The organism is Nocardiopsis oceanisediminis (assembly GCF_048595525.1).
In the GTDB taxonomy this organism is placed as follows: Bacteria; Actinomycetota; Actinomycetes; order Streptosporangiales; family Streptosporangiaceae; genus Nocardiopsis_A; species Nocardiopsis_A oceanisediminis.
In genome coordinates this window covers 99706-124240 of the sequence record NZ_JAFMZJ010000002.1, presented here as the reverse complement: position 1 = coordinate 124240, position 24535 = coordinate 99706, and the positions used below count along the sequence as shown (strand labels likewise).

The following is a 24535-nucleotide window of genomic DNA, read 5'->3' as shown; positions in this document are numbered from 1 at the left end:
CCGCCTGCGGTGGAAGCGCACCCGGGGCACCGCAGCACCCCGCCCCCTTCCGGGGGGCCGGGTGGCGCCCCGGGCAGGCCACCACCGCCCCCACCTGCATCGGCCATCACTCAACCGGAGCCCGCGGATGAACCACACAACTGCCCCTGTTCGGGGGTCGAGGAGGATTACTACAGGATTTGGAGGTAAGGCCCACCGGGCTGGGGGACGCCTTCGCCCACTACGGGCGCATCTTCAAAACCCTGCACCTGCTCCAGTTCCTGCACGATGAGCCCTACCGGCGCATGATCGGAGCTCAGCTCAACGTCTCCGAATCCCGTCACCAGCTGGCCCGCAAGATCTGCTTCGGGAACCGCGGCGAACTCCGCCAGCACTACCGCCAAGGCCTGGAGGACCAGCTCGGCGCCCTGGGCTTGGTCCTCAACGCCGTGGTGTGGTGGAACTCGCTCTACATCGACGCCGCGGTCACCCGGCTACGCGCGGAGGGGGTCCCAGCCACCGAGGAGATGTGCGCGCGGCTGTCCCCATTGGGGTTCGATCACATCAACTTCCTGGGCTCCTACACCTTCCCCACCGATCCCACGGTGGAGGACCTGCGCCCCCTACGCGACCCCGACCAGAGCGACTGAGAAGACGCGGTGTACGACGGCCGCCGGGCCGGCGGTGAGGGGAGGCTCCGACCGTCCGGTGCGCAGAGTCGATGGACCTACGGACGGCGGGCCAGCAGGTGGGTGTCGAGGAAGCCCCGTTTGGAGGCCGGGTCGTGGAGTAGCCGCGCGAAGGGAACGAGCCCGGCGTCGGCCAGTAGCTCGGCCAGGCACTCCGCTGGCCAGCTGTAGGCAGGCGCCACTTTGTGGTCGAACCGGATCGGCTCTGGCCCGTTGGTACCGAAGCAGGAGACGAGGAGCAGGCCGCCCGGTGCCAGGACACGGACTTGCTCGGCGAGCAGCTTCGGCAAGTCCCCCGGAGGGGTGTGGATCATCGAGTAGTGGGCCAGTACGCCGCCGAGTGCGCCGTCCTCGATCGGCAGGGACTCCATCCGCGCCTGCTGGAAGCGCAGCACCGGATGAGCTCTACTGGCGTGGTCGATCATGCCCGGGGAGAGGTCGAGCCCGAAGGCGTTCAGGCCCAGTTCGTTCAGCATGGCCGTCAGATGTCCGGGTCCGCACCCGACGTCCGCTGCCCGTAGGTTGCCCGTCGCGCGCACCAGTTCGGCGAATGTGGCGATCATGGCCCGAGAGAACGGTTGTGTCTCCAGCCGGTTGGCGAACAGTGACGCGTAGAGCTCGACGACCCCGTCGTAGGCCGCCCTGGTCTCGTCCTGATGATCTGCCACAAGCAGGACCCTACAGTCGATCCGGGCCAACCCCGGACCTGTCCGAGAATCGATCGTTTCTCGGACAGGCGCCCCGGGCTCCGCCTGTCAGTTTCCGAAGTCGTCTGCACATCCGACCTGCGGATTCACCCTCTGGTGCAGGGAACTTCGGATTCCCCGGACATCCCGAAGTCGTCTGCACTACCGTCGGAATCGGCCGAAGTCGTGTGCACGGCGAGGAGTCGGGCGATGGCGGACGAACCAGTGACCGAGCGCGGCGTCCTGAACGGGTGGGTGCGTTCGGTGGCCGCCGAGCACGACCCCGAACACCAGGGCCACTCCACTGCACGGCTCACCACCGCTCTGACCCGGCAGATCACCGCCTTCACCCACGCCTACTTCCCCGCCGACCTGGGCCGGGCCCGAGCAGCGCCGCCCGCCCGTTCCCGCCCGCGACACCGGTAGGGCGTGGGGTGGTTGGCGAAGGGGCCCTCCTGGGGGCCAGTCCTTTTACGGGCATCCGATGGTGGATTGCCCGGTTCCTGTCTAGGTTGGATCCCGCGCAGCGAACAGCGAACAGTCGGGGGCAGCGGTGGCGGAGGTTGGTCAGCGGGTGGGCGGGTTCCGTCTGGTGCGCGAGGTGGGCTCGGGCGGGTTCGGCACGGTCTACCTGGGCGAAGACAGTGCCGGCCGGCAGGCGGCCATCAAACTTGTGCACCCCCACCTGGCCCGGGACCCCCAGGTGCGCCGCTACTTCTCCCAAGAGCTGGTCAACGCCCGCAGAGTGCAGGGGTTCTGCCTGGCCCAGGTCCTGGACGGCGACGCCGAAGCCGAGCCGCCCTGGATCGCCACCGAGTACGTCCCGGGGCCCACCCTGGCCCAGGCCATCGACCAGGACGGCCCCCGCACCGGCGGGGACCTGCAGCGCCTGGCGGTGCAGACCATCACCGCGCTCAGCGCCATCCACGCCGCCGGAGTGGTGCACCGCGACCTCAAGCCCGACAACATCCTGCTCGGCCCGGACGGGCCGCGGGTGATCGACTTCGGTATCGCCCGCGCCCTGGACGCCGACACCTCCTCGGCCACACGGATCGGGACCCTGGGCTACATGTCCCCCGAGCAGATCGAGGGCACCACCCTGGGGCCGGCCGCGGACCTTTTCGCCTGGGGTTCGGTCATCGTGCACGCCGCGACCGGCGCCGAGGCCTTCGCCGCCTCCACCCAGGCCTCCCGCATCAACCGGGTCCTGAACCACCCGCCCCAGACCGGGAACCTGGCCGACCCGCTGCTGGGGATCGTGCTGGCGTGCACGGCCAAGGACCCCGACCAGCGGCCCACCGCACGCCAGGTCCTGGACATGCTCCTCACCGGCCGCGTCGCAACACCGCCACTGGCCAAGACTCGGATTCTGCGTACCGAGCCCGAAGAAGACGAAGAGGCCCGAGTGCGCCGCACCGCCGAGGCCGGCGATGCCCGCGCGATGTTCAAACTCGGTTTCCTGCTGAAGCAACAGGGTGAGAAGGAGGAGGCGGAGCAGTGGTACCGCAAGGCCATTGCCGCGGACGGCACCCACGCTCTCGCGATGAACAACCTCGGCCACCTGCTGGAGCAGCGGGGTGAGGCCGGGGAGGCCGAGCAGTGGTACCGCAAGGCCATTGCCGCGGACGGCAACCTCGCTCTCGCGATGAACAACCTCGGCGTCCTGCTGCAAGAGCGGGGTGAGAAGGAGGAGGCGGAGCAGTGGTACCGCAAAGCCGTGACCGCGAACGGCAACCACTTCCGCGCGATGACCAACCTCGGCATTCTGCTGGAGCAGCGGGGTGAGGCCGGGGAGGCCGAGCAGTGGTACCGCAAAGCCGTGACCGCGAACGGCACCTACGCCCGCGCGATGTTCAAACTCGGTTTCCTGCTGAAGCAACAGGGTGAGAAGGAGGAGGCGGAGCAGTGGTACCGCAAGGCCATTGCCGCGGACGGCACCCACGCTCTCGCGATGAACAACCTCGGCCACCTGCTGGAGCAGCGGGGTGAGGCCGGGGAGGCCGAGCAGTGGTACCGCAAGGCCATTGCCGCGGACGGCAACCTCGCTCTCGCGATGAACAACCTCGGCGTCCTGCTGCAAGAGCGGGGTGAGAAGGAGGAGGCGGAGCAGTGGTACCGCAAAGCCGTGACCGCGAACGGCAACCACTTCCGCGCGATGACCAACCTCGGCATTCTGCTGGAGCAGCGGGGTGAGGCCGGGGAGGCCGAGCAGTGGTACCGCAAAGCGGCGGAGGCGAAGGCCTGAGCGGCGGGGGTCTCCATGACCGAGCTGTCCCCTCTGCGACGGAGCGCGGCAGAGGGGACAGTTCGTACCCGCAGAAGTTAAGTCAGGTGTGAATGTCCGAAGTCGTGTGCACGGCTGAGCTGCGCATTCACCTGCCGAGCGCAGAGGATTCCGGGTTCTCAGGACATACGGAGTCGCCTGCACTACGGTCGGATCGGCCGTAGTCGCATGCACGGCGGAGGGCTTGGCGATGACGGACGAACCGGTGGCCGAGCGCGGCGTCCTAACCGCGCCCGCCCAGGCGTGGGATACCGCAGTGAGGCAGGCCGAGGTGATCGGCCCGCTCGCGGAGAAGGACACCGTGGGCCTGGCGGAAGCGGATGAAGCCGCCGCGAAGCTGCAGATCTCCCGGCGCCAGGTGTACGTACTGCTCGGGCGATGGCGCGCGGATGAAGGGGTGGTGTCGGACCTGCTTCCGGGCCGTTCCAGCGGCGGTCGCGGGGGCGGGCGGCTGCCGGAAGAGGTTGAGGCGATCGTCCAGAAGGTGCTGCGGGAGCGGTACCTGACGCGGCAGCGCCGCACGGTGGCAGCGGTACACCGCGAGATCACCCGCCGGTGCCGGGCCCGCGGCCTGCGGGTCCCCTCGCGGGGGACAGTGCTGCGCCGGATCGCGCGACTGGATCCGGTCTCGGCCACCACCGCGCGGGACGGGAGTGAAGCGGCCCGCCCGCTGCGGTCGGCCGGGGGCGCCCCGCCCGCGGTCACCGGGCTGCTGGAGCAGGTGCAGATCGACCACACGCCGGTGGACGTGATCGTGGTCGACGAACGGCACCGGCTGCCCATTGGCCGCCCCTACCTGACGGCTGCGATCGACGTGGCCAGCCGGTGCGTCGTGGGCCTGGTGGTGACGCTGGAGTCCCCATCGGCGACCTCGGTCGGGCTATGTCTGGCGCACACGGTCACCGACAAGCGGCCCTGGCTGGAACGGCTCGGGGCGGAGGCGGCGTGGCCGATGAGCGGCAAGCCGCGCGAGCTGTATGTGGACAACGCCTCAGAGTTCAAGAGCGAGGCGCTGCGCCGGGGCTGCGACCAGCACGGCATCAAGCTGGGCTACCGGCCGCCCGGCAGGCCGCACTTCGGCGGGATCGTCGAGCGGTTGATCGGCACGATGATGCAGTCCGCCCATGAACTGCCGGGCACCACGTTCTCCAACACCGCCGAGCGCGGCGCCTACGACAGCGACGGCACGGCCGTGCTGACGCTGGCCGAGCTGCAGCGCTGGCTGGCGTTGGCGGTGGCCTCCTATCACGGCCAGGTGCACGAGGGGCTGGGCCGTACCCCGGCCGGGGTCTGGGCGGACAAGGCCGCGGCGGCCCCGCCGGTGACGGTGACCAGCGAGACCGCCTTCCTGGTGGACTTCCTGCCGGTGATCCGCCGGACGCTGTCGCGGTCGGGGTTCGTCATCGAGCACGTGCAGTACTACAGCGACGCGTTGAAACCGTGGATCGCCCGCCGCGAGAGGCTGGGCCGATTCGTGCTGCGCCGCGATCCGCGTGACATCAGCCGGATCTGGGTCTTGGCCCCGGACGGCTTCACCTACGTGGAGGTCCCCTACCGGACGCTGTCGCGTCCGCCGATCACCGCCTGGGAGCACAAGGCCGCCGTCGCGCGGCTGCGCGAGCTCGGGCGGGCCGAGGTGGATGAGAACGCGCTGTTCGCCATGGTGGAGCGGATGCGCCAGATCACCGAGGCCGCGTCGGGCGCGACCCGCAAGGCCCGCCGCGACCGCCAGCGCCGCTCCGAGGCAGCGCCCCGGCCGCAGCCGGCAAACCCGCCATCACCGCCCCGTGACCGAGCCGGCGAAGCCGCGGCCAGACCGTTCGAGGTGATCGAGCAGTGGTGAACGCCGACGAACCGGTGGACCTGTCGCACCTGCACTCGGCCGCCCAGCAGATCGTGCGGCTACCGGACACCGAGCGGCTGCGGTACGTGCGCTCGGACCGGTGGATCGGCTACCCCCGCGCCATCGAGGCCTTGGAGCGGTTGGAGACGCTGCTGGCCTGGCCGTCCAAACAGCGGATGCCCAACCTGCTGCTGATCGGGCCGACCAACAACGGCAAGTCGATGATCGTGGAGAAGTTCCGCCGCTCCCACCCGCCGGTGTCGCACCCCGGCCGCGAGGAGATCCCGGTCTTGGCAGTACAGATGCCCTCCGAGCCGTCGGTCCACCGGTTCTACGTGGCCCTGCTGGCCGCGCTCGGCGCACCGCTGCGCTCACGCTACCGGGTGGCGGAGCTGGAACAGCTGGCGCTGCGGCTGCTGCGCTCGGCCGGGGTGCGGATGCTGGTGATCGACGAGCTGCACAACGTGCTCGGCGGCCGGGGCGATACCCGTCGGGAGTTCTTGAACCTGCTGCGCTACCTCGGCAACGAGCTGCGCGTCCCGCTGGTCGGTGTCGGCACCCGGGACGCCTACCTGGCCATCCGCTCCGACGACCAGTTGGAGAACCGGTTCGCCCCGCTCACCCTGCCCCGCTGGGAGGCCGACGCCGACGCCTGCTCGCTGCTGGCCAGCTTCGCCGCGTCGTTCCCGCTGCGCAGGCCCTCACCGATCGCGTCCGCCGAGATGGCCGCTTACCTGCTCACCCGCAGCGAGGGCACGATCGGCGAGCTGACCCATCTGCTCACCGACGCAGCCGTGGCCGCAGTCGAGTCCGGTGAGGAGGCCATCAACCAGCGCACCCTGGGGCTGGCGCCCTATGCCGGGCCGAGCGAGCGTCGCCGACTGTTCGAGCGCGAGCTCACGTGAGCGCGCCGCGGCGGTGGCCGCTGCACCCTCGCCCCGGTGCGTTGGAGTCGCTGTCGTCCTGGCTGGAGCGGCTCGCCGACCTGTACGGGTTGGGGGTCCAAGACCTGCTGGAGCGCAACCTCGGCCTGGTCGGCCTGCGGGCCCCGGTCGACCTCGACTACGACCCGCCCGAGGCGATGCTCACCGCGCTGGCCGAACGCACCGGCGTCGGGATCGCCCGGCTGCGGACGATGACACTCGTGGGCTGGCAGCCGTGGCTGTTCGACATGCTCTACGTGCCGCTCGAGGTCGCTCAGCCGGTGTTCGACACCTACGTCCGGGACAACTCGGTACTTCTGACCCCCGGTGAGGCCGGTGCCAACCGCGTCGGCCGCTGGAAGCGCTGGCGGGGGCCGTGGTTCTCGTGCTGGCCGCTGCCCCGGGCCTGCCCGCGGTGCGCCACCGATCCCGAGCGCGGCCGCGCCCTGGTATGGCGGCTGGCGCTGAAGCCGCTGCATGCCCTGGGGGCCGTCGTCCCCCGCGGCCTCCGCCAGGGTCCAGCCGTTCTTCCGCTCTGTCTCGCTCAGCAGTCCCCGCAGGTAGGACACCATCCGCCGCCGGGGCTCCACCCGCCCGAAACGTCCCGCGAACCGGGCCGTGAAGTCAAGAAACGCATCTGACCGGCCTTCGATTGTCTGCTTCACCACGATGCGGTCAACGATGCCACGTCCCCCGCATCACGGAGTGTCGTTGCAGTACTAACACGGCGGGCCGCTTTTCTTTCTCCGCCGGCCCGGACCGGACCGCCCCGGACGGCCGCAGACGCCCCCGACCGCCCGAAGGCCAGCCCGCACCGCCCCTTGGAATCCCTCTACTGCAAACCCACTTAAAGGCACATTCGAGAATAAGCGGGATAAGCAGAACAAAAGTGCGTGAAACCCAGCTCGCGGCGCGCACTTTGTCGGGTACCGTGCCCCATAAGTGATCTCCCATCAGCTCCGAGCGGCACCTTTCTCAACAATCGACGCGGAACCTGCTGCCGGGGTTCACAGCTGCATAAGGCCCGAAGAAAAACAGGGAAAGGGACCCCTCCATGAGCGAGTCCCGATCGCTGATCGTGATCAGCTCTCTGGCCCCTGCCCGCGTCATCGTCATAGCCCTCGCCCTGGGCGCGGCCGCCGAGGCCATCCGCCGGATGCCGCCCTGCCGGGAGGCCCGATGAGCACCGACCTGCTGGGCCCCACCGGCCCCAACCGCTCCCACCGCAAACCCACCGTCTACCGGCCCGTCCCCGACGCCGCGCCGACCGAGCTCCAGCGCGGCCCTGCCGGCCGCTACTACGGGCGGGCCCCTGAAGTCCATCCCCCAGAGCGGACCGGCCGCACCGGGGCGCGGCCGCGACATCCGGATCCACCTGCCCCCGGGAGGAGGCCCCGGACTCCAAGGCCCCGCCTGCGGGCCCCTGCCCCGGCCGCCTTCCCCGACTACGAAGGCTATGACGAGCGGCCCGACCCGATGAGCGCCCGCAGCACCGAGGACTTCATCGAGCTGCCGTGCCAGTACCGCCACTGGGCTGGCGAGCCCTCCCTGCGGGATCTGGAGTACCACTCCGGCGGAAAGCTGAAGCGCTCGACCATCCAGTCCGTTCTGCAGCCCTCCGAGGGCAGGAAGGACAGGAAAGACGCCGCACGCAAGGAGAAGCGTGGGAACCTGGTGGGGATCGCCTCCGTCACCTCCCTCATCCAGGCCTGCGGAGGCGACGGAGACGAGGTGCAGCGCTGGGGCACCGCCAGAAGGCGCCTGGCCAAGCGCCTCTACGGCGGCGAGGCGGTCGGAGAGGCCGTCGCCCGGCTCACCGCCGAAGCACCGCGCCCGCCGCCCGCCCCCGTGCGGCCGGGGCCCGATTCCGGGATCCGGCCGAACACAAGGCGCTCATCCCGCTGCGGGAAGGCACCCTAAAGCCCCCACCTCTGCCCTGGTACAACCAATCACGCTTCGACAATCCTCAATCATCCGATGATCCCTTACCAGAACCAAAGGTGAGCAGACAACAGCAACGGGTGACCATAAGGGGTCATTTTGCCCCCTTGAGGCACAGGCAGTGAATCTCTAGGGTTTTCGCGGCATTTCCCCCGATAGAAGGCCGCACACGTGAAAATCCTCCCCCGGACCGCCGTCCTGGCATCGGCGCTCCTCACAGCCGCGCTGCTGCCCGCCGCCCCGGCCCAGGCCGCCCCCGAGTGCGACGCCGGCCCCTTCACCTTCCAAGCGGTGCTGTGCGCCGAGGCCCCCGAACCCCTCCAGGGCGTCTTCTCCTCCTGGAGGAACGCCAAGATCGGCTACTCCGCCGACACCTACGAAGGGACCTGGACCCGCAAGGCCGTAGGCGTCGAGACCTCCCAGCGGGCCTCGATCGTGATCGGCCTGGAAGCGGTGAAGAAGAAGGGCGATGCCGTCACCTACGGCCCCTTCTGGCAAGAGAACTCCGCAGAAACCCAGGAGAGGGGCTCCATCACCCCGCCCTACGGAGGCCCCGCCGAGCCCGGCGTCATTCCCCACACCTATATGCTGCTCAAAGGCGACTCGGGCGGCCAGTGGAGGCTGGTCTATGACTTCAACCCCGCCGGATCGACCAGCAAGCAGCCCGACAGCGACCCGAGGTCGATGACGGCCAGCCTCATCATGGCCTCCCCCCAGACCACCGCGGTGGAAAAGATCGACAACCACCTCCAGTGGATGACCGGCAACAAGTACTGGAGCCGCTTCCCCAAAGCGCAGGTCGCCGACGGCCTCAGCCAGGACTGCGACGCCGGAGGCGCCCCTCCCCTGTGCCTGAAGACCTCCATGCAGTTCAAGAAGGACCAGCTGTCGGTGTGGAACGTCGAAAAGCCCGGCGGCACCGGCGGGGGAACCTTCTCCCTCCCCCCGGTCCCGGCCGCACCGCCCCCGGCCGCCGACGGCGTCCTCAACGGCGTCGACCAGGCCGAACTGGCCGCCTGCATGCAAAACGCCCCTGAGGAGTGCCTGGACCGGGTCGAGGGCCTGGCCGAATGCGTGGAGCGCGGCGAGGTCTGCAACGCCGCCGCGGCCCAGGCCTCTGAGCACCCCCAGGCGCGCTCGGCGGGCACGGGCTTCACCGACCAGGACGCCCGGGACCTGGTCGCCGAGCGGTTCGCCCTCGCCGAAGGCGACATCACGCTCCATCGGGAGAGCGCGGGCGCCTACCGCGAGCGCACCGGGGCCCCGGTGCCCGATGCCTGGCCCGCCGAGGCCCCGCTGTGGGTCGCCCGGACCAGTGCGGCGGCCACCGGCTCCGACGGCGCCCGCTACCAGGGGGCGGTCATCGCCCTGGACCAGGCCGACGGCCACATCGTCCACTCCTGCCTGGGCGCATGCGCCTGACCCCCTCTCCCCTGGAAAAGAGGACCATGCCCTCCCTCCTCCCACGCCCACTGGCGCTGCGCGTGCTCATGGTGTTCGCCGGCCTGTGCCTGCTGCTCACCCCGGCCCCGGCCGCCGCCGATGATGCCGCCGCCTTGGCCGGCGGCCCTTCCCAAAGCGAGTTCGAGGAGCTCCTCCTAGCCTGCGAAAACCGCAAAGAGGCCGGGACTGAAGAAGGCTGGCTGCGCGACCGCTTCTCCACCTGCAAGAGCACCATCATCGAAGCCGACATCTATGAAATCGGAAGCGCCGGCACCAAGGTGATCGGCAAGCTCAACTATTCTTTCTACGTTCTCGCCTTCGCCTCCCCCGACGAGCGGCGCCTGGACATCTTCACCAGCGTGTTCGGCATCAACGCACTGTTCAACGATCCGCTCGCCTACGACAAAGAGCGCCTGCGCATCACCCAGACCTTCACCGCCTCCACCTCCGGCTCCACCCCGGTCGTCCAGCCCACCAGGACCAGCCGCGACGACCTGATCGGCGAGTGGAAGAACTCCGGGCGGTGGCAGCTGACCTACACCTCCCCTCACAACGGCAGCAGCGGCACCGGCAACCGCCAGCTGGCCGACCTCGAACTCTCCATGGACATCGGCGCCTCCCACCCCCAGACCAACTCCTACTCCGAGCCGGGCCTGTTCCGCACCAGGGCCCGCTTCGACTCCGCAGCACCTTCCGGGCAGCCCAAGCACGGCACCGTCCTGGCCGACACTCCCGGCCTCTACACCCTCAGCCTCGACGACCCCGCGGTCGAGCAGACCGCCCTGCACATCTACGACGCCCAGAACCGCCCCGAGCGCACCTTCCCCTCCCACCTCGGCAAGACCGTCCCGGGGAAGAAGCCCCAAGGCCAGGAAGAGGGCCGCCCTCTGCACCGGATGGAGAACAAAAAGAAGAAAGACAAGAACCGGAGGGCGGCCGGCCGCGTGTGCACTGATGTGTGGGGAGACAAGGGGGACGGCGATCTGGTCAACTGCGATGAGTACCCCTTCGCCTCCACCTACGAGGGCGCATCCACTGGGGACAGGAGAAGCTTCTCCGCACGCCTCATCGGTGGCGACGACAACAAAGAGGCGGGACACATTCTTCTGCTAACGTACCAAGAGCAGCGAATCTTGGACGGCGATCCCTTCTATGTCCAGATCACGGGAACACCTTGATGCCTCATCATTCTGCTTCTGAGCTGGTAGTGCGCCAGCAGGTCTTAGCCACTCCTGATTACAAGATGCTGTCCGTTCACGACGGGGGCGGCCACGTCCGCGGCGGCCGTGATGTGATCGCCCGCTCCACGGTCGAGGGGGTTGCAGCCGACGAGCACTGGATCGTCTTTCCATGCGCCAGCGAAACGGTCAAGGTCGGGTTCGACATCCAGGTATGGGACGGGCCCCCTCCTCCTGACGCAGAGCAGGGGTTCGAGCACGAATACCTGTTCACCGTCGCCTTCCCCGAGGGGCAGCTGACCGTCCTCCAGGGCACGGAAGGACCCGCCACGCAGGTCGAGCTCCCTTCCCCAGGGCGGTGGCGGGTCCGGGTCCGCAGCCGCAACCACCACGCGGTGATGCGCGAGGCCGCCCGGATCGAGCAGCAGGCCTGCGACGAGGACTGGGACCTCGACCGTGAAGGAGAGGTCCTCGCCCGCCTGGACGGCAAGGAGCGCTACGCCTTGGACCTGTGGCCCGCCCTCTGAGCGCTTCCAGCAAGCAGAAACAAACCCCGAAACTTCCCGTGAAAAGCACAGGGCGCCGCCGCAGAACCAGGGACGCGACTTCATTTCCCCAGAAAACCATATACAGCCCCCACGGACATGTTCCCGCCCACTTCAATACCGCGGACATCTCAAAAACCCTTGTCAAAGAACTTCCTGAAATGTTCTAGAGGATGATTGCCTCCTCCCCGAGGACACAGAGACGCCGTTCATCGCCGACGTCCCGCCCCGTCGGCCGACCGGCCCTCTCCGGCCGGGGCCCGCAAGGGTCCCGGCCTCTTGTGCTCCCTGCCGCCGGGAGAACGGGCGGAGGGTCGGGACAGGGCCCCTCCTGCTCCGGCACAATCGAGACCATGCCCCCCACGCCTCCGGGACCCGCCCCGGTTCCTCGAAGGTGCGCAACAGCGCCGAGCACACCGCCGCCGGCAACCTCGCCCAGATCGGCTCGGCCCGCGACGTCTACAACATCCACAACAGCGGAGCGGCCCCGGAACGGGAGCGGGCCCTGGAGGCGGCCCCCGGGCGCTGGGGGGGTGCACCCGGCCCGGCCCCGGGCCTGACGGGTCGAGGCTGCCGCCCTACATCCCCGCGACCTCGACGGCGCGCTGGAGGAGGCGGTGCGCGCCGCCGCCCGGAGCGGGGGCGCGGTGCTGGTCGTGGGCGATTCCACTGCGGGCAAGTCCCGCGCCCTGCGCCACGCCCTGAACAGCGTGGCCGGGCAGCGGTGGCTGCTCGCACCGCCTCCCGGCACCGACCTGGGCACCCTGGCCGAACACATCAGCACCTCTGGTGCCACCCTGCACGTCGACGGCGGCTACCACGCCATGGGCGCACCAATCACCACCAGCTGAGCGGACAGCCGCGGAGCCCTCAGAGCGGTTCCGGCGGGAACGCCGGGACCGCTCTCTTCTGCCCAGCCTCCAGGGCGTATGGACAGCGGCGCCCCATCAGGTCAGCGGCCAGGACCCCGCTGTTGTTCCTCTTTATGCACCAGAAGACGGCCGCCACCGTCGCGGATTCGTGCAGCGCGGCCACCGACATCGCCTCCTCGGCTGCCCCGAAGGTCGGCTGCCACTGGTGGGCGTCGGCCACCTGCAGGCCAATACACCTAGACCCTGCCCGGGGCCCGAGGACTGCCAGCAGATCACTCCTCGGGCCCGCTTTCCAAGGATAAGGTAACTTACGATCACGCCCCCAGGGCGCCCAAAAATAGACCGCCCATCCTTGCAGGGTTCCTCCGATGAGCTGATCCCAGCAAGTCTCATGTCAGGCGCCCATGTTCTGAGAAACCAGAGTGACTCTGGCGATATCCCCGATTAGCGTTAGCGAAGCGTCCGCCTACCCCCGGAGTATCCGAGATGCCTGAGCCTGCGCCCCTGATGGACGACGATCCGGCCGAGGTCGGCGGGTACCGTCTGATCGGCCGCCTCGGAGCGGGCGGCCAAGGAACGGTCTATCTCGCGGAACCGGCGCAGGGCGGGGCCCGTGTGGCCATCAAGTGCCTGAGTGCCGAATCACTGGACGACTCCGGCGTCCGGCAGCGATTCGTACGCGAGGCCGAGACGGCCCGGAAGGTCGCCTCCTTCTGCACCGCGGCCGTGATGGCGGCCGATTTCGACGCGGCCTCCCCCTACATCGTCAGCGAGTACGTTGAGGGCCCATCACTGTCCCAGCGCATCAGACAAGACGGCCCCATGACGGACGGCGACCTCAGCCGACTCGCCGTGGCCACGGCCACCGCGCTGGTCGCCATCCACGAAGCCGGTATCGTGCACCGCGACTTCAAACCGGGCAACGTCCTTCTCGGTGACGGCGGGGCACGGGTGATCGACTTCGGCATCGCCCAGATCACCGAAGGCGCCGGCACCCTGACCAACTCCACCATCGGAACCCCGGCGTTCATGGCGCCGGAGCAGATCGCGCACGGCAACGCCACGGCCGCCTCCGACGTGTTCGCCTGGGGCGCCGTCCTCGCCTTCGCCGCCACGGGCACCTCGCCGTTCCAGGGCTCCACGATCCCGAACGTGCTGCACAACGTGCTCAATACCGCCCCTGATCTGAGCGCTCTCCCCGCCACGTTGCGCCCGCTTGTCGCCTCGGCCCTGGCCAAGGACCCCGCCGCCCGCCCCAACACGGTGGAGGTGCTCATGACGCTGCTGGGCCGCCAGGGAGGACCCACCGACGCCACCAGCCTCGACCAGGCGATGCGTGACGCCCACACGGCCGTGCTCGACGGCACTGCGGCGACCGCCGCGATCCGGCCGCCGACGCCGGGCACACTCCCGGAGCCGAACCCCTCCGGCCGGTCGGGGCGCTTGAAACGAACGCCGCGCTGGCTCCTCGGCACCGGTGCCGTGCTGGTCGCCGCCGCGTTTGCGGGGATGGGGATGCTACTCGGCAACGTCCTCGAAGGGGGTACCAGCGCGGAGGAAAAGGGCGGCGACGAGAACAAGAGCGGCGGTGGCGGCACCGGCGGAAACGGCAACGACGCCGCGGGCACCCGGTTTTCCGAAGACGAAGCCGGATCGTGGGAAGGCACCACCGACTCCGGGATTCAGGTAGAGGTGCGGACCGAGGCCGGGGAGCCGACCGCCGAGCTCAAAGCCCTCGGCGAGGACAATTGCTCAGCCCAGATCAGGCTGCTCGACGACACCGACAACACCGACCGGGCGTACATCTCGTTCACCGAGGGCCAGGTCCGTCCCTGCATGAGCAACGAGAGCTGGAACTACAGCAGCGAGGTGGATCTGACCGTCAACGGGGACACCATGACCATTGACATCTTCGCCGAGAACAGTGTGTCCGGGGAGAGGATGACCGGGTCCGGCCCCAAAACGACAGTCGTACTCTCACGAACGGACTGACCTCCTGACGCGCATGGCCGACCCGAGGGCCCCGACCGCCGGCGTCTCGACTCACCACCGACGTCATCAACGTCCGCCCTTCAACCTAGACACTGAAAGGTCGCCTCGTTCCCTCTCGATCCCGATTGCGCCAGGGACCGACCCCCGCCCCTCCCCAGCCACACCCGCGGGGCTCAGCTCAGCCTGGTGGAATTCAAGAAGCGCCCATAGCCGTGGCTTGCACCGCCACAAAGACCTGGATCTCCCATGTTGGACTAAAACCGGTCGGCCGGTAGCGGCCACCGCCCTTGATGCGAAAGAATCGGCGTCCACGACGCGGAAGACCCTCAGAACCGACTCTTCACGGAGCCGCCTCAGATGGGATCGCCCCTGACATCTGCTTCACCCGCCCCTTCGGGAACCTGACGTGACCGCTCTCGCCTGTGCTCTTTGGGGCCTGTTCGGCGCCTTCGCGATCGAAGGACTGCAGTTCAACAGCGCGATCAGGCGGACCCGATGCTGGCCCTGGCAGTATCCCGGCGAACCCTCCTTCGGGCCGTGGGCGGCCTCGGTCGTCATCCGCCTGGGCATCGGCACGGGGCTCGCGGCGGCGGCCGGCCTGGGCGATCAGATCAGCGGCGCGTTCGGGGCGCTGGCCGTGGGCATCGCCGCCCCCTACATCATCGAGCAGCTCAGCCGCTCCGCACGCTTGACGCGGGACGGCGCCGCAGCCGATTCTCAAAGTGCCGTCCCAGCCGAGATCGGAGGAGCAGATGAGCAGGTTCAGTGAGCAGCTCCTCGACGCGCTCGGCCGTGACACCCGTGCGTACCGGGAAGCAGATCACGACGAGCCCGCCGTCGCCGCCCTCGGAGCGGCCAAGGCCGACCAAGGCGACGCCCCTCCCGAACGCGGCACTCGCCCCGATCCCGCCGGCGTCTCTCTGACACAGGACGAGATCCAGCTGCTCGCTGAAATCGCCACCGGGGTGACCACCGACGTCGCCGCGCGGCGGTTGGAGCTCTCTGCCCGCACCCTGCGCCGCCAGCTGCGGTCGATCTGCGACAAGCTCGGCGTGAACACCCCGATCGAAGCCGTCGTCTGGGCGGCCCGCAAAAGGCTGATCTGACGCCTTCCAAGCAGGGAAGATCAGCCCCCTGAAGATGAAGGCGCGGCTCACATCCGCGTTCTTTTCCCTCCCCGAAGGGCGGCTGCCACCGGACGGCGAAGCGGAGTTCACCGACGGTGTCGAAGTTGCCATCCTCAGCTGCCCCGAAGGGCGGCTGTCCGGAACCGGACGGGCGGGGATCACGGCCGGGGCACTGGGCACTGTCGACGTGACGGACACCTCTGACGTGGCGGAGCGCTGGACGAATGGGAACGGGCGAGTCGAACCGCTCAAGGAGCGGAACATCCTGGAATGAGCCGTACGTCGCCGAAGCCGTACGCCACGTGTGCACCAAGCTGGACGCCATGCGTGCGCAGTTGCAGGAAGCCACGGACACGGGGCCCTTGGACCGGGCACTCGCGGTGCTCCACCGAGATCCCGGTGGGTCACCGGGGTTGTCCGAGGACCTCGTGGAGGCCCTGGGGGACCTGCACGACACGCTCATTGCGGCAGGGCACCCCGGGGGCGTGCACGGCATCTCGCGTCTTCGCCAAGAACTTGCACACGCCCGAGACAGCCCGGGGAGCCCCGGAGCATCAGGGGCGCCGGGGGTGCAGTTCTCGATGATTGCGGCTGGGTCCCCGCGCGTCCTCCCAGAGCACGGGCACCCCGGGCACGCAGGGCTGGCGGGTACCGGTCGGCCGCCCGAGCGGGTGTATCTGTGCCCGCTCAGGCGGTGCACACTGGCCGTCCTCTCGACCGATGCGAACGAAGACGAGCGGCGCTGCGCGATCACAGGCGGTCCAGCGGCTGTCCGAGAGATCTGAGAGGAGGGCGGAGTGTCCCTCGTCCTCAGCGAACTGGGCAAGGGCATCGCGCAGCGCTGGCTGAACATGCTCGTGCTGCCCGGCGCGCTCTACGCGGCCGTCGTCGCCGTCGCCTGGACGATGCCGCACCTCCGCCCCTTCGCCTTCGGCGAGCTGCTGGCCCGGATCGACGAGTGGGCGAGCGCCGTGGACGGTGCGGGTGTGTCGGCCCTGGCGGTTCTCCTGGGGGCGGTACTCCTCGCAGCCGCCGCCGCAGGGTTCGCAGCGCAGACACTGGGGGCCATCGTCGAACGGTGGTGGCTGCAACCGGATACGCCGCTGCTGCGGCGGGCCGCACAGAGGCGGATCGCAGCGCGCAGGAAGCGCTGGAACAAGGCATCGAAGCAGTACGAGCGTGTGCTCGGCAGGGCTGTGTCCGCGCTCGGAGACGCCCACCGCACCGGCCGGGAGCACAATTTTGAGATGCGTAGGGCCGAGGTGAACGAGACCTACCGGGCGCGGGAACGGATTTCCCCGGAGCATCCTCAGCGCACTTGTTGGGCGGGGGACCGGATCAGCGCGGTGGCGGTCCGCGTCGGGCGCGCCCACCATGTGGAACTGTCCCAGATCTGGCCCAGCCTGTGGCTGGTCCTGGACGAAGGGAACCGGGAGCAGCTGAGCGCCGCCCGGGAGGCCCTGACCCGCGCGGCGACCCTCACGGGGTGGGCGGTGCTGTACGGGGCGCTGGTCGTGCTGTGGTGGCCGATGCTTCTGGTCGCGGCAGCGATCACGGTCACCGCCCACGTCCACTCCCAGAACGCGGCCGACAGGTACGCGTCGCTGCTGGAGGCAGCGGTGCGCCTACACATCGCCGAACTTGCCCGCACGTTGGGCGTGGAGATCGACGGGCCCTTCACCGCCGAATCCGGCAGGGCCCTCAGCCGCGCCCTGCGTGGGTAAGAAGGCTGATGGGGCCGTAGGCGTGGCGGGCCTCAGAGGTGGCCTTCCCAGCTGACACGGACCACTGGGGCTCCTTACGGAGGGAGCACCGGTGGTTCCGCCGTGTGCACCCGGGGCGTGAGCACGGTCCGGGCGGCCGAGGCCGCCGCAGAGCGTTCGGCGCGCGAAGGGTCTGGAGCGGCGCTCTCGCCCTCCGGCGTCTCCTGCACCGATCCGGACATGCCCTGGGAAGGCATCCGGCAGAGCAGTTCCAGTAGAGCCGGGGCGGCGGGGCCGCGCGAGGAGGCTTCCGCCCGCAGACGAGTTCGGATAAGGCCTTCCGCGGTTTCCCGCCCGGCCCATGGCGGCTTCGGAAAACAGGGCTCTGCGGGGGCGGGCGCTCCGGCTCCGGGCCGGCCGGAGCTCCGCGGAGCCCAGGCGGGGCAGGATCCGGGCCGCTTCCCTTCCGAGCCGCCTCCGCCCCGCCGGCGCTCATGCGGGTGAGCGCCGGGGCCTGCGCAGGCCCCGGCTCCACCGCCGAAGGCCCGGTCACTGCATGGCGCGGATCCCGTTCCATCCCACGCGCTCCCATCCGCCGGCCAGAACGGAGTCCAGGGGGTAGAAGTCGCGCTCAGACGGCAGCACCACGGGGTCGGCGCTGCGGGTCGCCCACACGCACCAGCGGCCCTCGACCTTGAACACCGCGTGCCGCAGCCCTTCAGGGGCCTCCTCGGGGAGATGGGCGTCCCAGTCGACGCTCACCCCGCGCTTTTCTGCTTCCCGGCGGACCACATCGCGGGTGAACGACTCTGCGGTGTGCGTGTCGGCCATGCTCGCTCCCTAGCTGCCGTCTTGGATCGCTCCGCACTTAGAGCACTGCTGCTGGTTTCCGCTGCCCGTGGACCGCCAGTCGTGCTGTCCCGACGGGCACATACCGCCGTGCACGATCATCTGATGCACCAGCATGCCATCACCTTTCAAGCGGTAGTGAGGCCGAGAGGCCGTTTCAATCGGTGATTGTGCGGTGCAGATCAGTATGAAGGCGGTGGCGGCGGACTCCGGGGAGCAGGGCGGCCCCGTGCCCGCAGCAGCGGTGCCGCTGCACGCGCAGGACTTCACCGGGCCGCTGCGCGGTGCCGTCCCCTTCGCCTTTCTTGACCGCTTCGCCTTCTGTGCGGTTGATCCATCCCGTGGGAGCTCCCGCTGACTTTGAGTGTCCGCTGGCGCCGAGTCTGCAGTGTCTCATTCGGTCCATCCGGGGTTGAGGAGCTGGTAGAGGATGTGGTCCTACCACCGGCCGGCGATCCGCAGGTACTGCGGGGCGATGCCGTAGGGCGTGAATCCGTTGCGTTCCAGGACCCGCTGCGAGGCGGTGTTCCTGACCAGGGTCTCGGCCTGGAGGCGGTGCAGCCCCAGCTGCCCGAAGGCGATCTCCTTGGCTTCGGAGACGGCTCCGGTGGCCAGTCCGCGGCCGTTGTGGGAGCGGCTCACCCAGTAGCCGAGGCTGGCCGACTGCAGGGCGCCGCGAACGATGTTGCTGATGTTGAGGCGGCCGACGATCCGCCCGTCGGGGTCGAGGACGGCCAGCGGAACCGAGGCGCCGTCCTCGTGGTTGCGCGCCGCCTGTCCCAGCAGGGCGGCCTGGCGCTCGACGGTGAAGTGGTCGTCGCTGTGGATCGGGTCCCACTCGGCGAGGAACTCCCGGTTCTGCGTGAAAATCTTGGCGAGTTCCGGGGCGTCGTCGGGAGTGAGGAGTCGTGTAAACGTCAACGGGTGCCCTTGTCCGAGACCAATGTGCTGGAGGCGGCGGAGCGCGCTGCTGACGGGGTCAGGAGACCTGCCCCGATGACTACCGCGGCGACCAGCAGCCAGCCCCATGAGCCGGCTGCTCCCAGGAGCGCGACGACAACGGCCGGCCCGAGGACGTTATGGGCGACCGAGTACAGGTTGAACGCGCCGAGGTACTCCGCCTGGGAGTGTTCCGGTGCCAGACCGTACGACAGCCCCAGGCGGAGGCGGACTGGCGCGGTTCGGCCACGATGAGCAGAAGCACGGCGGCGCAGATCAGCACGGCTGCCGTGATGCTGCTGAGGTAGGAAGCGCCTGCGATGAGGACGCAGCCGCCGGCCAGCCGGAAGGAGGAGCGCCGGGCGACGCCGGCTGCGCCCTCGACGGTGTCTGTGCCGCCGCCCATCCGTACTTGCGCCAGCACGACGAAGACGGTGTCGGCAATGAGCAGCACGGGGACCAGGACATCCGGTGCCTCTGATCGCGTGACGATCCACAGGGGCAGCGCCACCAGGATGACGGAGCCGTGCAGCGCCGCCGATGCCGACAGCGCGACCACCCGCATGAAGCGCAGGTCCCGGATCGCACCGAAGAGGCGCTGGGGTCTGCGGATGGCGTTGCCTACGGCGGGCAGGCGCAGGGTCATGAGTGCGGCTACCAGGAGCAGCGCGCTTGTCGCGAAGGGCAGCGCCCGGATCGGGATGTCGCCGCCCAGGATCGCCAACGCAGTGATCGCACTGCCCGGGCTGAAGCCGACGTTGAACAGCGACCGCATCGCTGCTCTGATCCGGACTCGGTCGCCCTGCTCGGCAATGGAGCCGATGACCGACCCGAAGGCCGGTCCTCCGCCGTACTCCACGAAGCCCAAGGAAGGTGATCATGGCGAGGAAGCCGACGGCTTGGAGCAGCAGCATGAGGCAGAGCAGCCGTGCGGCGCCCAGGCGGTCGGCGACCATTCCGAGCAGGAGCGAGGCTACGAAGCCGGATGCTCCGGCTGCGGAGACGCCGAGGGCCACTTGCTCGGCGGACAGGCCGGTGACGGCGGTGAAGTAGACGGCGCTGCCGCTGGGGAAGATGCCTTTGCTGACGGCGTCGGCGAAGTGGAGGCTTCCGAGGAGCCTGGCGCCGCGGCCGGTGGGGGCAGGTCCAGGGCTCGGGCGAGGGCCGAGGTGACGGGTCCGGCGTGACCGGGAAGATGCACAGCGGCCCAGGCGGCGGCCGAGCGGAGGAATGCGGCCAGGTCCCGCTCCGCGCCGGCCAGCAGGCGGCGCAGCTCCGCGACGGGAAGCTCGATCACCGGGCCGCCGTCCCGATCGGCATCGGCGGTCAGCCGGGCGGTGCCGCCGACGCGCTCGGCCAGGGGCGAGGGGTCGTGGCCGAAGCCGGCCCGCCCTTCGCCGTCGGTGACCTCGTACCAGTCGCGCCGCTCGTCCAGTCCGCTGCAGCAGCCGGGCACCAGGACCGCGCCGGTGGCGGTGTCGCGGACTCTGAGCCCTCCCGGGGCGAAGAGGTCGCCCATGGTGAGCAGGCCGTGCAGGAACCCCTGGAGGGGGTCGGCCGGGCGCGGCGGGCGGCCGTCGTCGGGGCCGGGGTCGATGTCGTTGCAGGCGGCGATCGCCATCACCGCCGTGCCGACCTCGGCCGGGGCCAGCGCCCCGCTCAGCGGCATGAAGGACCACGGCTCGAACCGGGCCACCGGCCACAGCCCGAACCCCTCCACCGGATAGGCCTCCAGAACGGGTTCCACGACGGTCACGGCAGGATTCTGCCCTATCTCCCGGCTGGCCGCACGGGAGCGGCCAGCGCCGCTGGTGCCCTGGACTGGCTACTGACTGAGCTTTGATTGTTCTCTTCGGTGTGGGTAGGACTCCTGTGACCAGCAGTTTCGGGAGGCCGCCATGGACGCCCCCGACAAACAGACCGCCGGATGACCGCTGCCGCCCTGTTCGAGCAGGGCCGGCCCCTTCATAGCCCAGATCGGCGAAGGCGATCAGCCCTTCTTTGCGCGGCCTGGCGCAGGAGGGGGAGCGCCTGTTTGAAGCAGGTCAGGGCCCGGGCGCCTCGGCGGGTTCCGCGCTGGCGGCGCTCGGCGGCCAGGAGGCGGAAGACTTCCAGGACGAGTTCCCTGGGGGCGTCGAGGATGGCATCATAGGTGACCGCGTGGAGCCTTTCACGGTAGCCCGGCAGAGTGTCGTTACTTCGCCTTCTACCTGGGACTCCACGTCTTTGTCCGGGGAATGGGAATGTCTACCGGAGCGTCCGCTCTGCGCGTTTTGCCGCCTTCATTCCACTTCTGAAGTCGCTGAGATCACCTCATTGCTTGCATGTCATGAAATGTTAGATATTCTGGGTAGGGCGAGAGAAGATACGATCGTCGTTGGAATTGCAACAAGGAGAGCAATAGACAGTTGTTGGACCCTGCGCGTGTCGCATGCATTATGCAAGGCTTCAGTGTCATTATAGATTCCATTGCTGTAGTCCCAAGGGCCTGTTTCCTTGTAGGGAGGGCCTGCTAGTATCGGTGAATCACAATCAAGAGTATAGGATTTTTCTCCTACTTGTACGTGCATCCCAACAGGGGGGGCAAAGAGCAAATAAATGACAAATGCAATGCCGACCACCGATACCAAGTAGAGGATAATTTTATTTTTCATTTCACCCTTCTTTTTGGGTTTGCATTTCGTTGGGCCCTGCCCTAGGTTGGTCGTTTTAGTCTTTTGTGGTGTATTGAGGTGATCTCAGCGACTTCAGAAGTGGAATGAAGGCGGCAAAACGCGCAGAGCGGACGCTCCGGTAGACATTCCCATTCCCCGGACAAAGACGTGGAGTCCCAGGTAGAAGGCGAAGTAACGACACTCTGCCGGGCTACCGTGAAAGGCTCCACGCGGTCACCTATGATGCCATCCTCGACGCCCCCAGGGAACTCGTCCTGGAAGTCTTCCGCCTCCTGGCCGCCGAGCGCCGCCAGCGCGGAACCCGCCGAGGCGCCCGGGCCCTGACCTGCTTCAAACAGGCGCTCCCCCTCCTGCGCCACTTCCGCGAGCCGGCCACCGCCGAGGCCTTGGCCAGGGACAACGCCATTTCCCGGGCGACCGCCTACCGCTACATCGACGAAGGTACCGACGTGCCGGCGCAAAACGCGCCCGATCTGCAAGAAGTGCTCGAGCAGGCCCTCAGCCAGGGCAGGCGGGCGGTCCTGGACGGAAAGCTCTTCGAATCCGACCGGTGTCGACCGCCAAAGCCCGACGACTCCGGAACCGACCTCTGGTACAGCGGCCGCAAGCACCGCCGCGGAGGCAACGTGCGGCTCCTAGTGTTCTGAGTCGTTAATTCGATGACAGTTAGGCTGCAATGCCCGCATGGCAGATCGCGGCCCCAAGAAGCGGCCCCTGGTAGTCGGTGATGACGACCGGCGCGCACTGGAACAGATCGCACGACGACGGACGTCAGCGCAGTTCATGGCGCAGCGCGCGCGGATCGTCCTGCGCTGCGCCGAAGGCGGGTCCGACGGGCAGGTCGCCCGGGAACTGGGAATCTGGCCACAGACCGTACATAAATGGCGTAACCGCTACATCGAGCCTTTTTCATCCTGCTTCTCGGAGCTGAAGGACCAGAACAGCGCGGGTGATCTCCCCGGCCCGCTGCGGGCAGCAGCGTAGGCGGCCCAGGATGTCCCAGTTCTTGAGCTGGGCGATCGCGCGTTCGCCTGGGCTGCGGAGCCTGGCGTGGTCGGAGTTGGCGTCCTTCTTCCACTGCGGCTTGCCGCGTCCCTTGAACGGGCAGAACACCACCTCCGACAAGCCGACGTAGCCCTTGTCGCCCAGCCCTTGCGGCGGGCACGACGCAGCCCTTGTTCAAGGGCGGGTGCCTGTTCGGCCGGCAGGGAGGTGGTCTCGCGAACGTAGCACCAAGCGGTTGCGGTACCGACCTCGAATCCGGCGGCGACCTGTGCGAAGGGCTCACCCTTGTACAGGTGGACCAGCACGAGCAGGGCTTGGGCGGCCGGGTCGAGGCGGCGCCACCGGGATCCGGTTCGGGTGCGGTGAGCGCGGATGGTGCGGGCGGTCAGGTTGAGGGTGCGGCGTGACAACGGCAGCGCGGCACGGTAGAACAGCATGCGGAGCCCTTGGTGGGTGGGGATTCTTGGTCGAAAACCCGTCTACCAGGGGCTCCTTGCTGTTCGGGAGGGGTTCGGGGAGACCGGTACGGGGCTGTGACCTGCGCATTCAGGATGAAAAAGGCTCAATGCCGCTGAGAATGCGATACGGAGGCTCTACGGAGAAGAGGAGATAGGCCGGTCTGGCGAGGATGCTGCGGAGTGAGCATTTCTGACGCCAGGTTCATGATTTCCTTGATGGGCCGAAGTAACCCGAACCACACCGCCTGTTGAGAACGGATCTCTCGAGTGGGTGCTCCCCGCATACGCGGGGTGAGTCCACGCGGCAGGCCAGAGGGCGTGCGTGGAGAAGACAAACCACGCCAGGCACCGCCTGAAGGGCCGCCACCGCCGCCGCAAGCGGTAAAGAGGGACCGGGGTATTCAACCTACCCCGGTCCCGCCCTCCCAGGATCTCACACAGCAGACCGCACGGAAAGGCGGGAGATGCAGACCCGAACCGCTGTACACCTCACGAACGCCACCCTCGCGCTCTCCCTGGTCGGCATGATCGCCGGATCCCTGCTCGGAGACCCCGTGTGGTGGCTCTGGACCCTGTGGGCCGCAGCCGCCCTGGCCGTCGCCGCACTCAACATCTGGGCCCGCAAGACCGCCCAGCTGTGAACGGCCGGCCCCGAGCAAACGCCCCGCCCACCCGGTGAAGTCCAACGGTCGTCGCAACACATGAGGTCAGTCGGTTGCGGCGAGGTGCCCGGCCGGGGCCTCCCAGCCGAGCTTTCTGCGTGGGCGGGCACAACACTCACGCATCGAACTCGTGGCGCCACTTCATCCGATCCACCCCGCGCATCGGGTCCACGAAAGTCACCTCTTCGCCCTTCCTCGACACCGTGACGACCAGATCTTCCGGATAGGTCGGTTCAGAAAACTCACAGCCGATCTCCATGGTCATACCGAGGGTCCCCTCTCCTGGTTCCAGGCCGCTCGGGTACTCCCCTCTCGCCTCCTCCCGGGAGAGGACCAGATCCTCTTCCCTTCCGTTACCGCACCTGACATCCGGGTAGGGGTCTTCGACGTGGCGATCGGCGTTGCTCACAATACCCAGAGTGAAGGTGAAATTCCTCGCCCCTTCCTCGCCGCCATCTTCCGTCCCCACCGACGTGATGGTGTAGGAGATCCTCTCCTCCGGCCTGTCCATCCACTCGCTCCGCATGTCGAAAACATCGCCGAAGTGGAGTTCTCCGACAGGTGCCGTCACTGCGTTCTCTTCCTCTGCCGAGCGCAGCGCCGAACAGGACCCGCCTACAACGACCAGGCAAGAAACGGCGCCGGAGGTGAAACCCACTGCGAAACCTTTGACGGTGAACCACTCCCTCATAGAAACCCTGCTCACATCAGCACTTTGTTTCGCCAACGCTACGGGGGTTGA

General features: G+C 68.5%; 25 protein-coding genes and 4 pseudogenes. 20 read left to right on the top strand and 9 right to left on the bottom strand.

The features are described from left to right. Nucleotides 1–191 precede the first annotated feature (191 nt). Nucleotides 192–629: pseudogene (locus J0910_RS30540) on the top strand (Tn3 family transposase); the annotation flags it as partial. Nucleotides 630–706: 77 nt separating this feature from the next. Here the strand turns inward: J0910_RS30540 and J0910_RS30535 are convergent. Further along, nucleotides 707–1336, bottom strand: coding sequence for a class I SAM-dependent methyltransferase (locus J0910_RS30535; RefSeq protein WP_420162234.1), 630 nt, complete (start codon nucleotides 1334–1336; stop codon nucleotides 707–709). A gap of 228 nt (nucleotides 1337–1564) precedes the next feature. Between J0910_RS30535 and J0910_RS30530 the strand changes: the two genes are divergently transcribed. The 5 genes and pseudogenes from J0910_RS30530 to J0910_RS30510 form a co-directional block, all read left to right on the top strand. After that, complete coding sequence (locus tag J0910_RS30530) at nucleotides 1565–1780, top strand: hypothetical protein (protein ID WP_420162233.1); 216 nt, start codon at nucleotides 1565–1567, stop codon at nucleotides 1778–1780. 148 nt (nucleotides 1781–1928) lie between these two features. Continuing rightward, a complete protein-coding gene (locus J0910_RS30525) occupies nucleotides 1929–3599 on the top strand; it encodes a tetratricopeptide repeat protein (protein WP_420162232.1) in 1671 nt (556 codons plus the stop codon). 229 nt (nucleotides 3600–3828) lie between these two features. Then, nucleotides 3829–5481, top strand: coding sequence for a Mu transposase C-terminal domain-containing protein (locus J0910_RS30520; RefSeq protein WP_420162231.1), 1653 nt, complete (start codon nucleotides 3829–3831; stop codon nucleotides 5479–5481). Next, on the top strand, nucleotides 5478–6386 hold the full coding sequence (locus J0910_RS30515) for a TniB family NTP-binding protein (protein WP_420162230.1): 909 nt from the start codon (nucleotides 5478–5480) through the stop codon (nucleotides 6384–6386). Before J0910_RS30520 ends, J0910_RS30515 begins: the two co-directional genes overlap by 4 nt. Next, nucleotides 6383–6808: pseudogene (locus J0910_RS30510) on the top strand (TniQ family protein); the annotation flags it as partial. The gene J0910_RS30515 and the pseudogene J0910_RS30510, both read left to right, overlap by 4 nt. A gap of 63 nt (nucleotides 6809–6871) precedes the next feature. Here J0910_RS30510 and J0910_RS30505 read toward each other — a convergent pair. Then, a pseudogene (locus tag J0910_RS30505) lies at nucleotides 6872–7069 on the bottom strand (IS701 family transposase); the annotation flags it as partial. Between the two features lie 389 nt (nucleotides 7070–7458). Between J0910_RS30505 and J0910_RS30500 the strand changes: the two are divergent. The 6 genes from J0910_RS30500 to J0910_RS30475 all read left to right on the top strand — a co-directional run bounded on the left by J0910_RS30500 (nucleotide 7459) and on the right by J0910_RS30475 (nucleotide 12362). Next, nucleotides 7459–7587, top strand: coding sequence for a hypothetical protein (locus J0910_RS30500; RefSeq protein ID WP_420162229.1), 129 nt, complete (start codon nucleotides 7459–7461; stop codon nucleotides 7585–7587). Continuing rightward, complete coding sequence (locus J0910_RS30495) at nucleotides 7584–8324, top strand: hypothetical protein (RefSeq protein WP_420162228.1); 741 nt, start codon at nucleotides 7584–7586, stop codon at nucleotides 8322–8324. The genes J0910_RS30500 and J0910_RS30495 overlap by 4 nt, the downstream gene beginning before the upstream one ends. Before the next feature lie 192 nt (nucleotides 8325–8516). Continuing rightward, a complete protein-coding gene (locus tag J0910_RS30490; protein WP_420162227.1) occupies nucleotides 8517–9767 on the top strand; it encodes a hypothetical protein in 1251 nt (416 codons plus the stop codon). A 26-nt stretch (nucleotides 9768–9793) separates the two neighbouring features. Further along, nucleotides 9794–10966, top strand: a complete 1173-nt coding sequence (locus J0910_RS30485) for a NucA/NucB deoxyribonuclease domain-containing protein (RefSeq protein WP_420162226.1) — start codon at nucleotides 9794–9796, stop codon at nucleotides 10964–10966. Nucleotides 10967–11031: 65 nt separating this feature from the next. Next, a complete protein-coding gene (locus J0910_RS30480) occupies nucleotides 11032–11493 on the top strand; it encodes a hypothetical protein (RefSeq protein ID WP_420162225.1) in 462 nt (153 codons plus the stop codon). A 635-nt stretch (nucleotides 11494–12128) separates the two neighbouring features. Continuing rightward, a complete protein-coding gene (locus J0910_RS30475) occupies nucleotides 12129–12362 on the top strand; it encodes a P-loop NTPase family protein (RefSeq protein ID WP_420162224.1) in 234 nt (77 codons plus the stop codon). 19 nt (nucleotides 12363–12381) lie between these two features. On the opposite strand, the gene J0910_RS30470 is transcribed toward J0910_RS30475, so the two are convergent. Beyond that, nucleotides 12382–12603, bottom strand: a complete 222-nt coding sequence (locus J0910_RS30470; protein ID WP_420162223.1) for a hypothetical protein — start codon at nucleotides 12601–12603, stop codon at nucleotides 12382–12384. A gap of 287 nt (nucleotides 12604–12890) precedes the next feature. Here J0910_RS30470 and J0910_RS30465 point away from each other — a divergent pair, with 287 nt between their 5' ends. The 5 genes from J0910_RS30465 (at nucleotide 12891) to J0910_RS30445 (ending at nucleotide 17226) form a co-directional block, all read left to right on the top strand. Continuing rightward, nucleotides 12891–14375: a serine/threonine-protein kinase gene (locus J0910_RS30465; RefSeq protein WP_420162222.1), complete on the top strand. Its 1485-nt coding sequence runs from the start codon at nucleotides 12891–12893 to the stop codon at nucleotides 14373–14375. A 406-nt stretch (nucleotides 14376–14781) separates the two neighbouring features. After that, nucleotides 14782–15144, top strand: coding sequence for a hypothetical protein (locus tag J0910_RS30460; RefSeq protein ID WP_420162221.1), 363 nt, complete (start codon nucleotides 14782–14784; stop codon nucleotides 15142–15144). Continuing rightward, nucleotides 15128–15481 carry a LuxR C-terminal-related transcriptional regulator gene (locus J0910_RS30455; RefSeq protein ID WP_420162220.1) on the top strand — a complete coding sequence of 118 codons (354 nt, stop codon included), beginning with the start codon at nucleotides 15128–15130 and terminating at the stop codon, nucleotides 15479–15481. The genes J0910_RS30460 and J0910_RS30455 overlap by 17 nt, the downstream gene beginning before the upstream one ends. 34 nt (nucleotides 15482–15515) lie before the next feature. Continuing rightward, complete coding sequence (locus J0910_RS30450; RefSeq protein WP_420162219.1) at nucleotides 15516–15776, top strand: hypothetical protein; 261 nt, start codon at nucleotides 15516–15518, stop codon at nucleotides 15774–15776. Nucleotides 15777–16299: 523 nt separating this feature from the next. Beyond that, nucleotides 16300–17226, top strand: a complete 927-nt coding sequence (locus J0910_RS30445) for a hypothetical protein (protein ID WP_420162218.1) — start codon at nucleotides 16300–16302, stop codon at nucleotides 17224–17226. Nucleotides 17227–17754: 528 nt separating this feature from the next. On the opposite strand, the gene J0910_RS30440 is transcribed toward J0910_RS30445, so the two are convergent. The 4 genes from J0910_RS30440 to J0910_RS30425 form a co-directional block, all read right to left on the bottom strand. After that, complete coding sequence (locus J0910_RS30440; protein WP_420162217.1) at nucleotides 17755–18036, bottom strand: hypothetical protein; 282 nt, start codon at nucleotides 18034–18036, stop codon at nucleotides 17755–17757. Nucleotides 18037–18492: 456 nt separating this feature from the next. After that, the gene (locus J0910_RS30435) at nucleotides 18493–18975 is read right to left on the bottom strand and encodes a GNAT family N-acetyltransferase (protein ID WP_420162216.1); all 483 of its coding nucleotides are present in this window, start codon (nucleotides 18973–18975) and stop codon (nucleotides 18493–18495) included. 79 nt (nucleotides 18976–19054) lie between these two features. Then, nucleotides 19055–19861 (bottom strand): MFS transporter, encoded by an 807-nt coding sequence (locus J0910_RS30430; RefSeq protein ID WP_420162215.1) that lies wholly within the window; start codon nucleotides 19859–19861, stop codon nucleotides 19055–19057. Nucleotides 19862–19966: 105 nt separating this feature from the next. Next, nucleotides 19967–20749, bottom strand: a complete 783-nt coding sequence (locus tag J0910_RS30425) for a hypothetical protein (RefSeq protein ID WP_420162214.1) — start codon at nucleotides 20747–20749, stop codon at nucleotides 19967–19969. A gap of 1305 nt (nucleotides 20750–22054) precedes the next feature. On the opposite strand from J0910_RS30425, the gene J0910_RS30420 reads away from it, so the two are divergent. Both J0910_RS30420 and J0910_RS30415 read left to right on the top strand, forming a co-directional pair. Then, nucleotides 22055–22315, top strand: a complete 261-nt coding sequence (locus tag J0910_RS30420) for a hypothetical protein (protein ID WP_420162213.1) — start codon at nucleotides 22055–22057, stop codon at nucleotides 22313–22315. A 37-nt stretch (nucleotides 22316–22352) separates the two neighbouring features. Next, the gene (locus J0910_RS30415; protein ID WP_420162212.1) at nucleotides 22353–22652 is read left to right on the top strand and encodes a helix-turn-helix domain-containing protein; all 300 of its coding nucleotides are present in this window, start codon (nucleotides 22353–22355) and stop codon (nucleotides 22650–22652) included. Here J0910_RS30415 and J0910_RS30410 read toward each other — a convergent pair. Next, a pseudogene (locus J0910_RS30410) lies at nucleotides 22578–23110 on the bottom strand (transposase family protein). The gene J0910_RS30415 and the pseudogene J0910_RS30410 overlap by 75 nt on opposite strands. Nucleotides 23111–23595: 485 nt before the next feature. Here J0910_RS30410 and J0910_RS30405 point away from each other — a divergent pair. After that, on the top strand, nucleotides 23596–23772 hold the full coding sequence (locus tag J0910_RS30405) for a hypothetical protein (RefSeq protein ID WP_420162211.1): 177 nt from the start codon (nucleotides 23596–23598) through the stop codon (nucleotides 23770–23772). Between the two features lie 136 nt (nucleotides 23773–23908). On the opposite strand, the gene J0910_RS30400 is transcribed toward J0910_RS30405, so the two are convergent. Further along, nucleotides 23909–24499 (bottom strand): hypothetical protein, encoded by a 591-nt coding sequence (locus tag J0910_RS30400; RefSeq protein ID WP_420162210.1) that lies wholly within the window; start codon nucleotides 24497–24499, stop codon nucleotides 23909–23911. Nucleotides 24500–24535 lie beyond the last annotated feature (36 nt).

Bases quoted from the DNA above. Each gene is read 5' to 3' on its own strand.
- J0910_RS30440 (WP_420162217.1), bottom strand. From the start codon at position 18,036: ATGGCCGACACGCACACCGCAGAGTCGTTCACCCGCGATGTGGTCCGC.
- J0910_RS30455 (WP_420162220.1), top strand. From the start codon at position 15,128: ATGAGCAGGTTCAGTGAGCAGCTCCTCGACGCGCTCGGCCGTGACACC.
- J0910_RS30405 (WP_420162211.1), top strand. From the start codon at position 23,596: ATGCAGACCCGAACCGCTGTACACCTCACGAACGCCACCCTCGCGCTC.
- J0910_RS30485 (WP_420162226.1), top strand. From the start codon at position 9,794: ATGCCCTCCCTCCTCCCACGCCCACTGGCGCTGCGCGTGCTCATGGTG.
- J0910_RS30480 (WP_420162225.1), top strand. From the start codon at position 11,032: ATGCTGTCCGTTCACGACGGGGGCGGCCACGTCCGCGGCGGCCGTGAT.
- J0910_RS30495 (WP_420162228.1), top strand. From the start codon at position 7,584: ATGAGCACCGACCTGCTGGGCCCCACCGGCCCCAACCGCTCCCACCGC.
- J0910_RS30415 (WP_420162212.1), top strand. From the start codon at position 22,353: ATGGCAGATCGCGGCCCCAAGAAGCGGCCCCTGGTAGTCGGTGATGAC.
- J0910_RS30530 (WP_420162233.1), top strand. From the start codon at position 1,565: ATGGCGGACGAACCAGTGACCGAGCGCGGCGTCCTGAACGGGTGGGTG.
- J0910_RS30520 (WP_420162231.1), top strand. From the start codon at position 3,829: ATGACGGACGAACCGGTGGCCGAGCGCGGCGTCCTAACCGCGCCCGCC.
- J0910_RS30465 (WP_420162222.1), top strand. From the start codon at position 12,891: ATGGACGACGATCCGGCCGAGGTCGGCGGGTACCGTCTGATCGGCCGC.
- J0910_RS30500 (WP_420162229.1), top strand. From the start codon at position 7,459: ATGAGCGAGTCCCGATCGCTGATCGTGATCAGCTCTCTGGCCCCTGCC.
- J0910_RS30450 (WP_420162219.1), top strand. From the start codon at position 15,516: ATGAAGGCGCGGCTCACATCCGCGTTCTTTTCCCTCCCCGAAGGGCGG.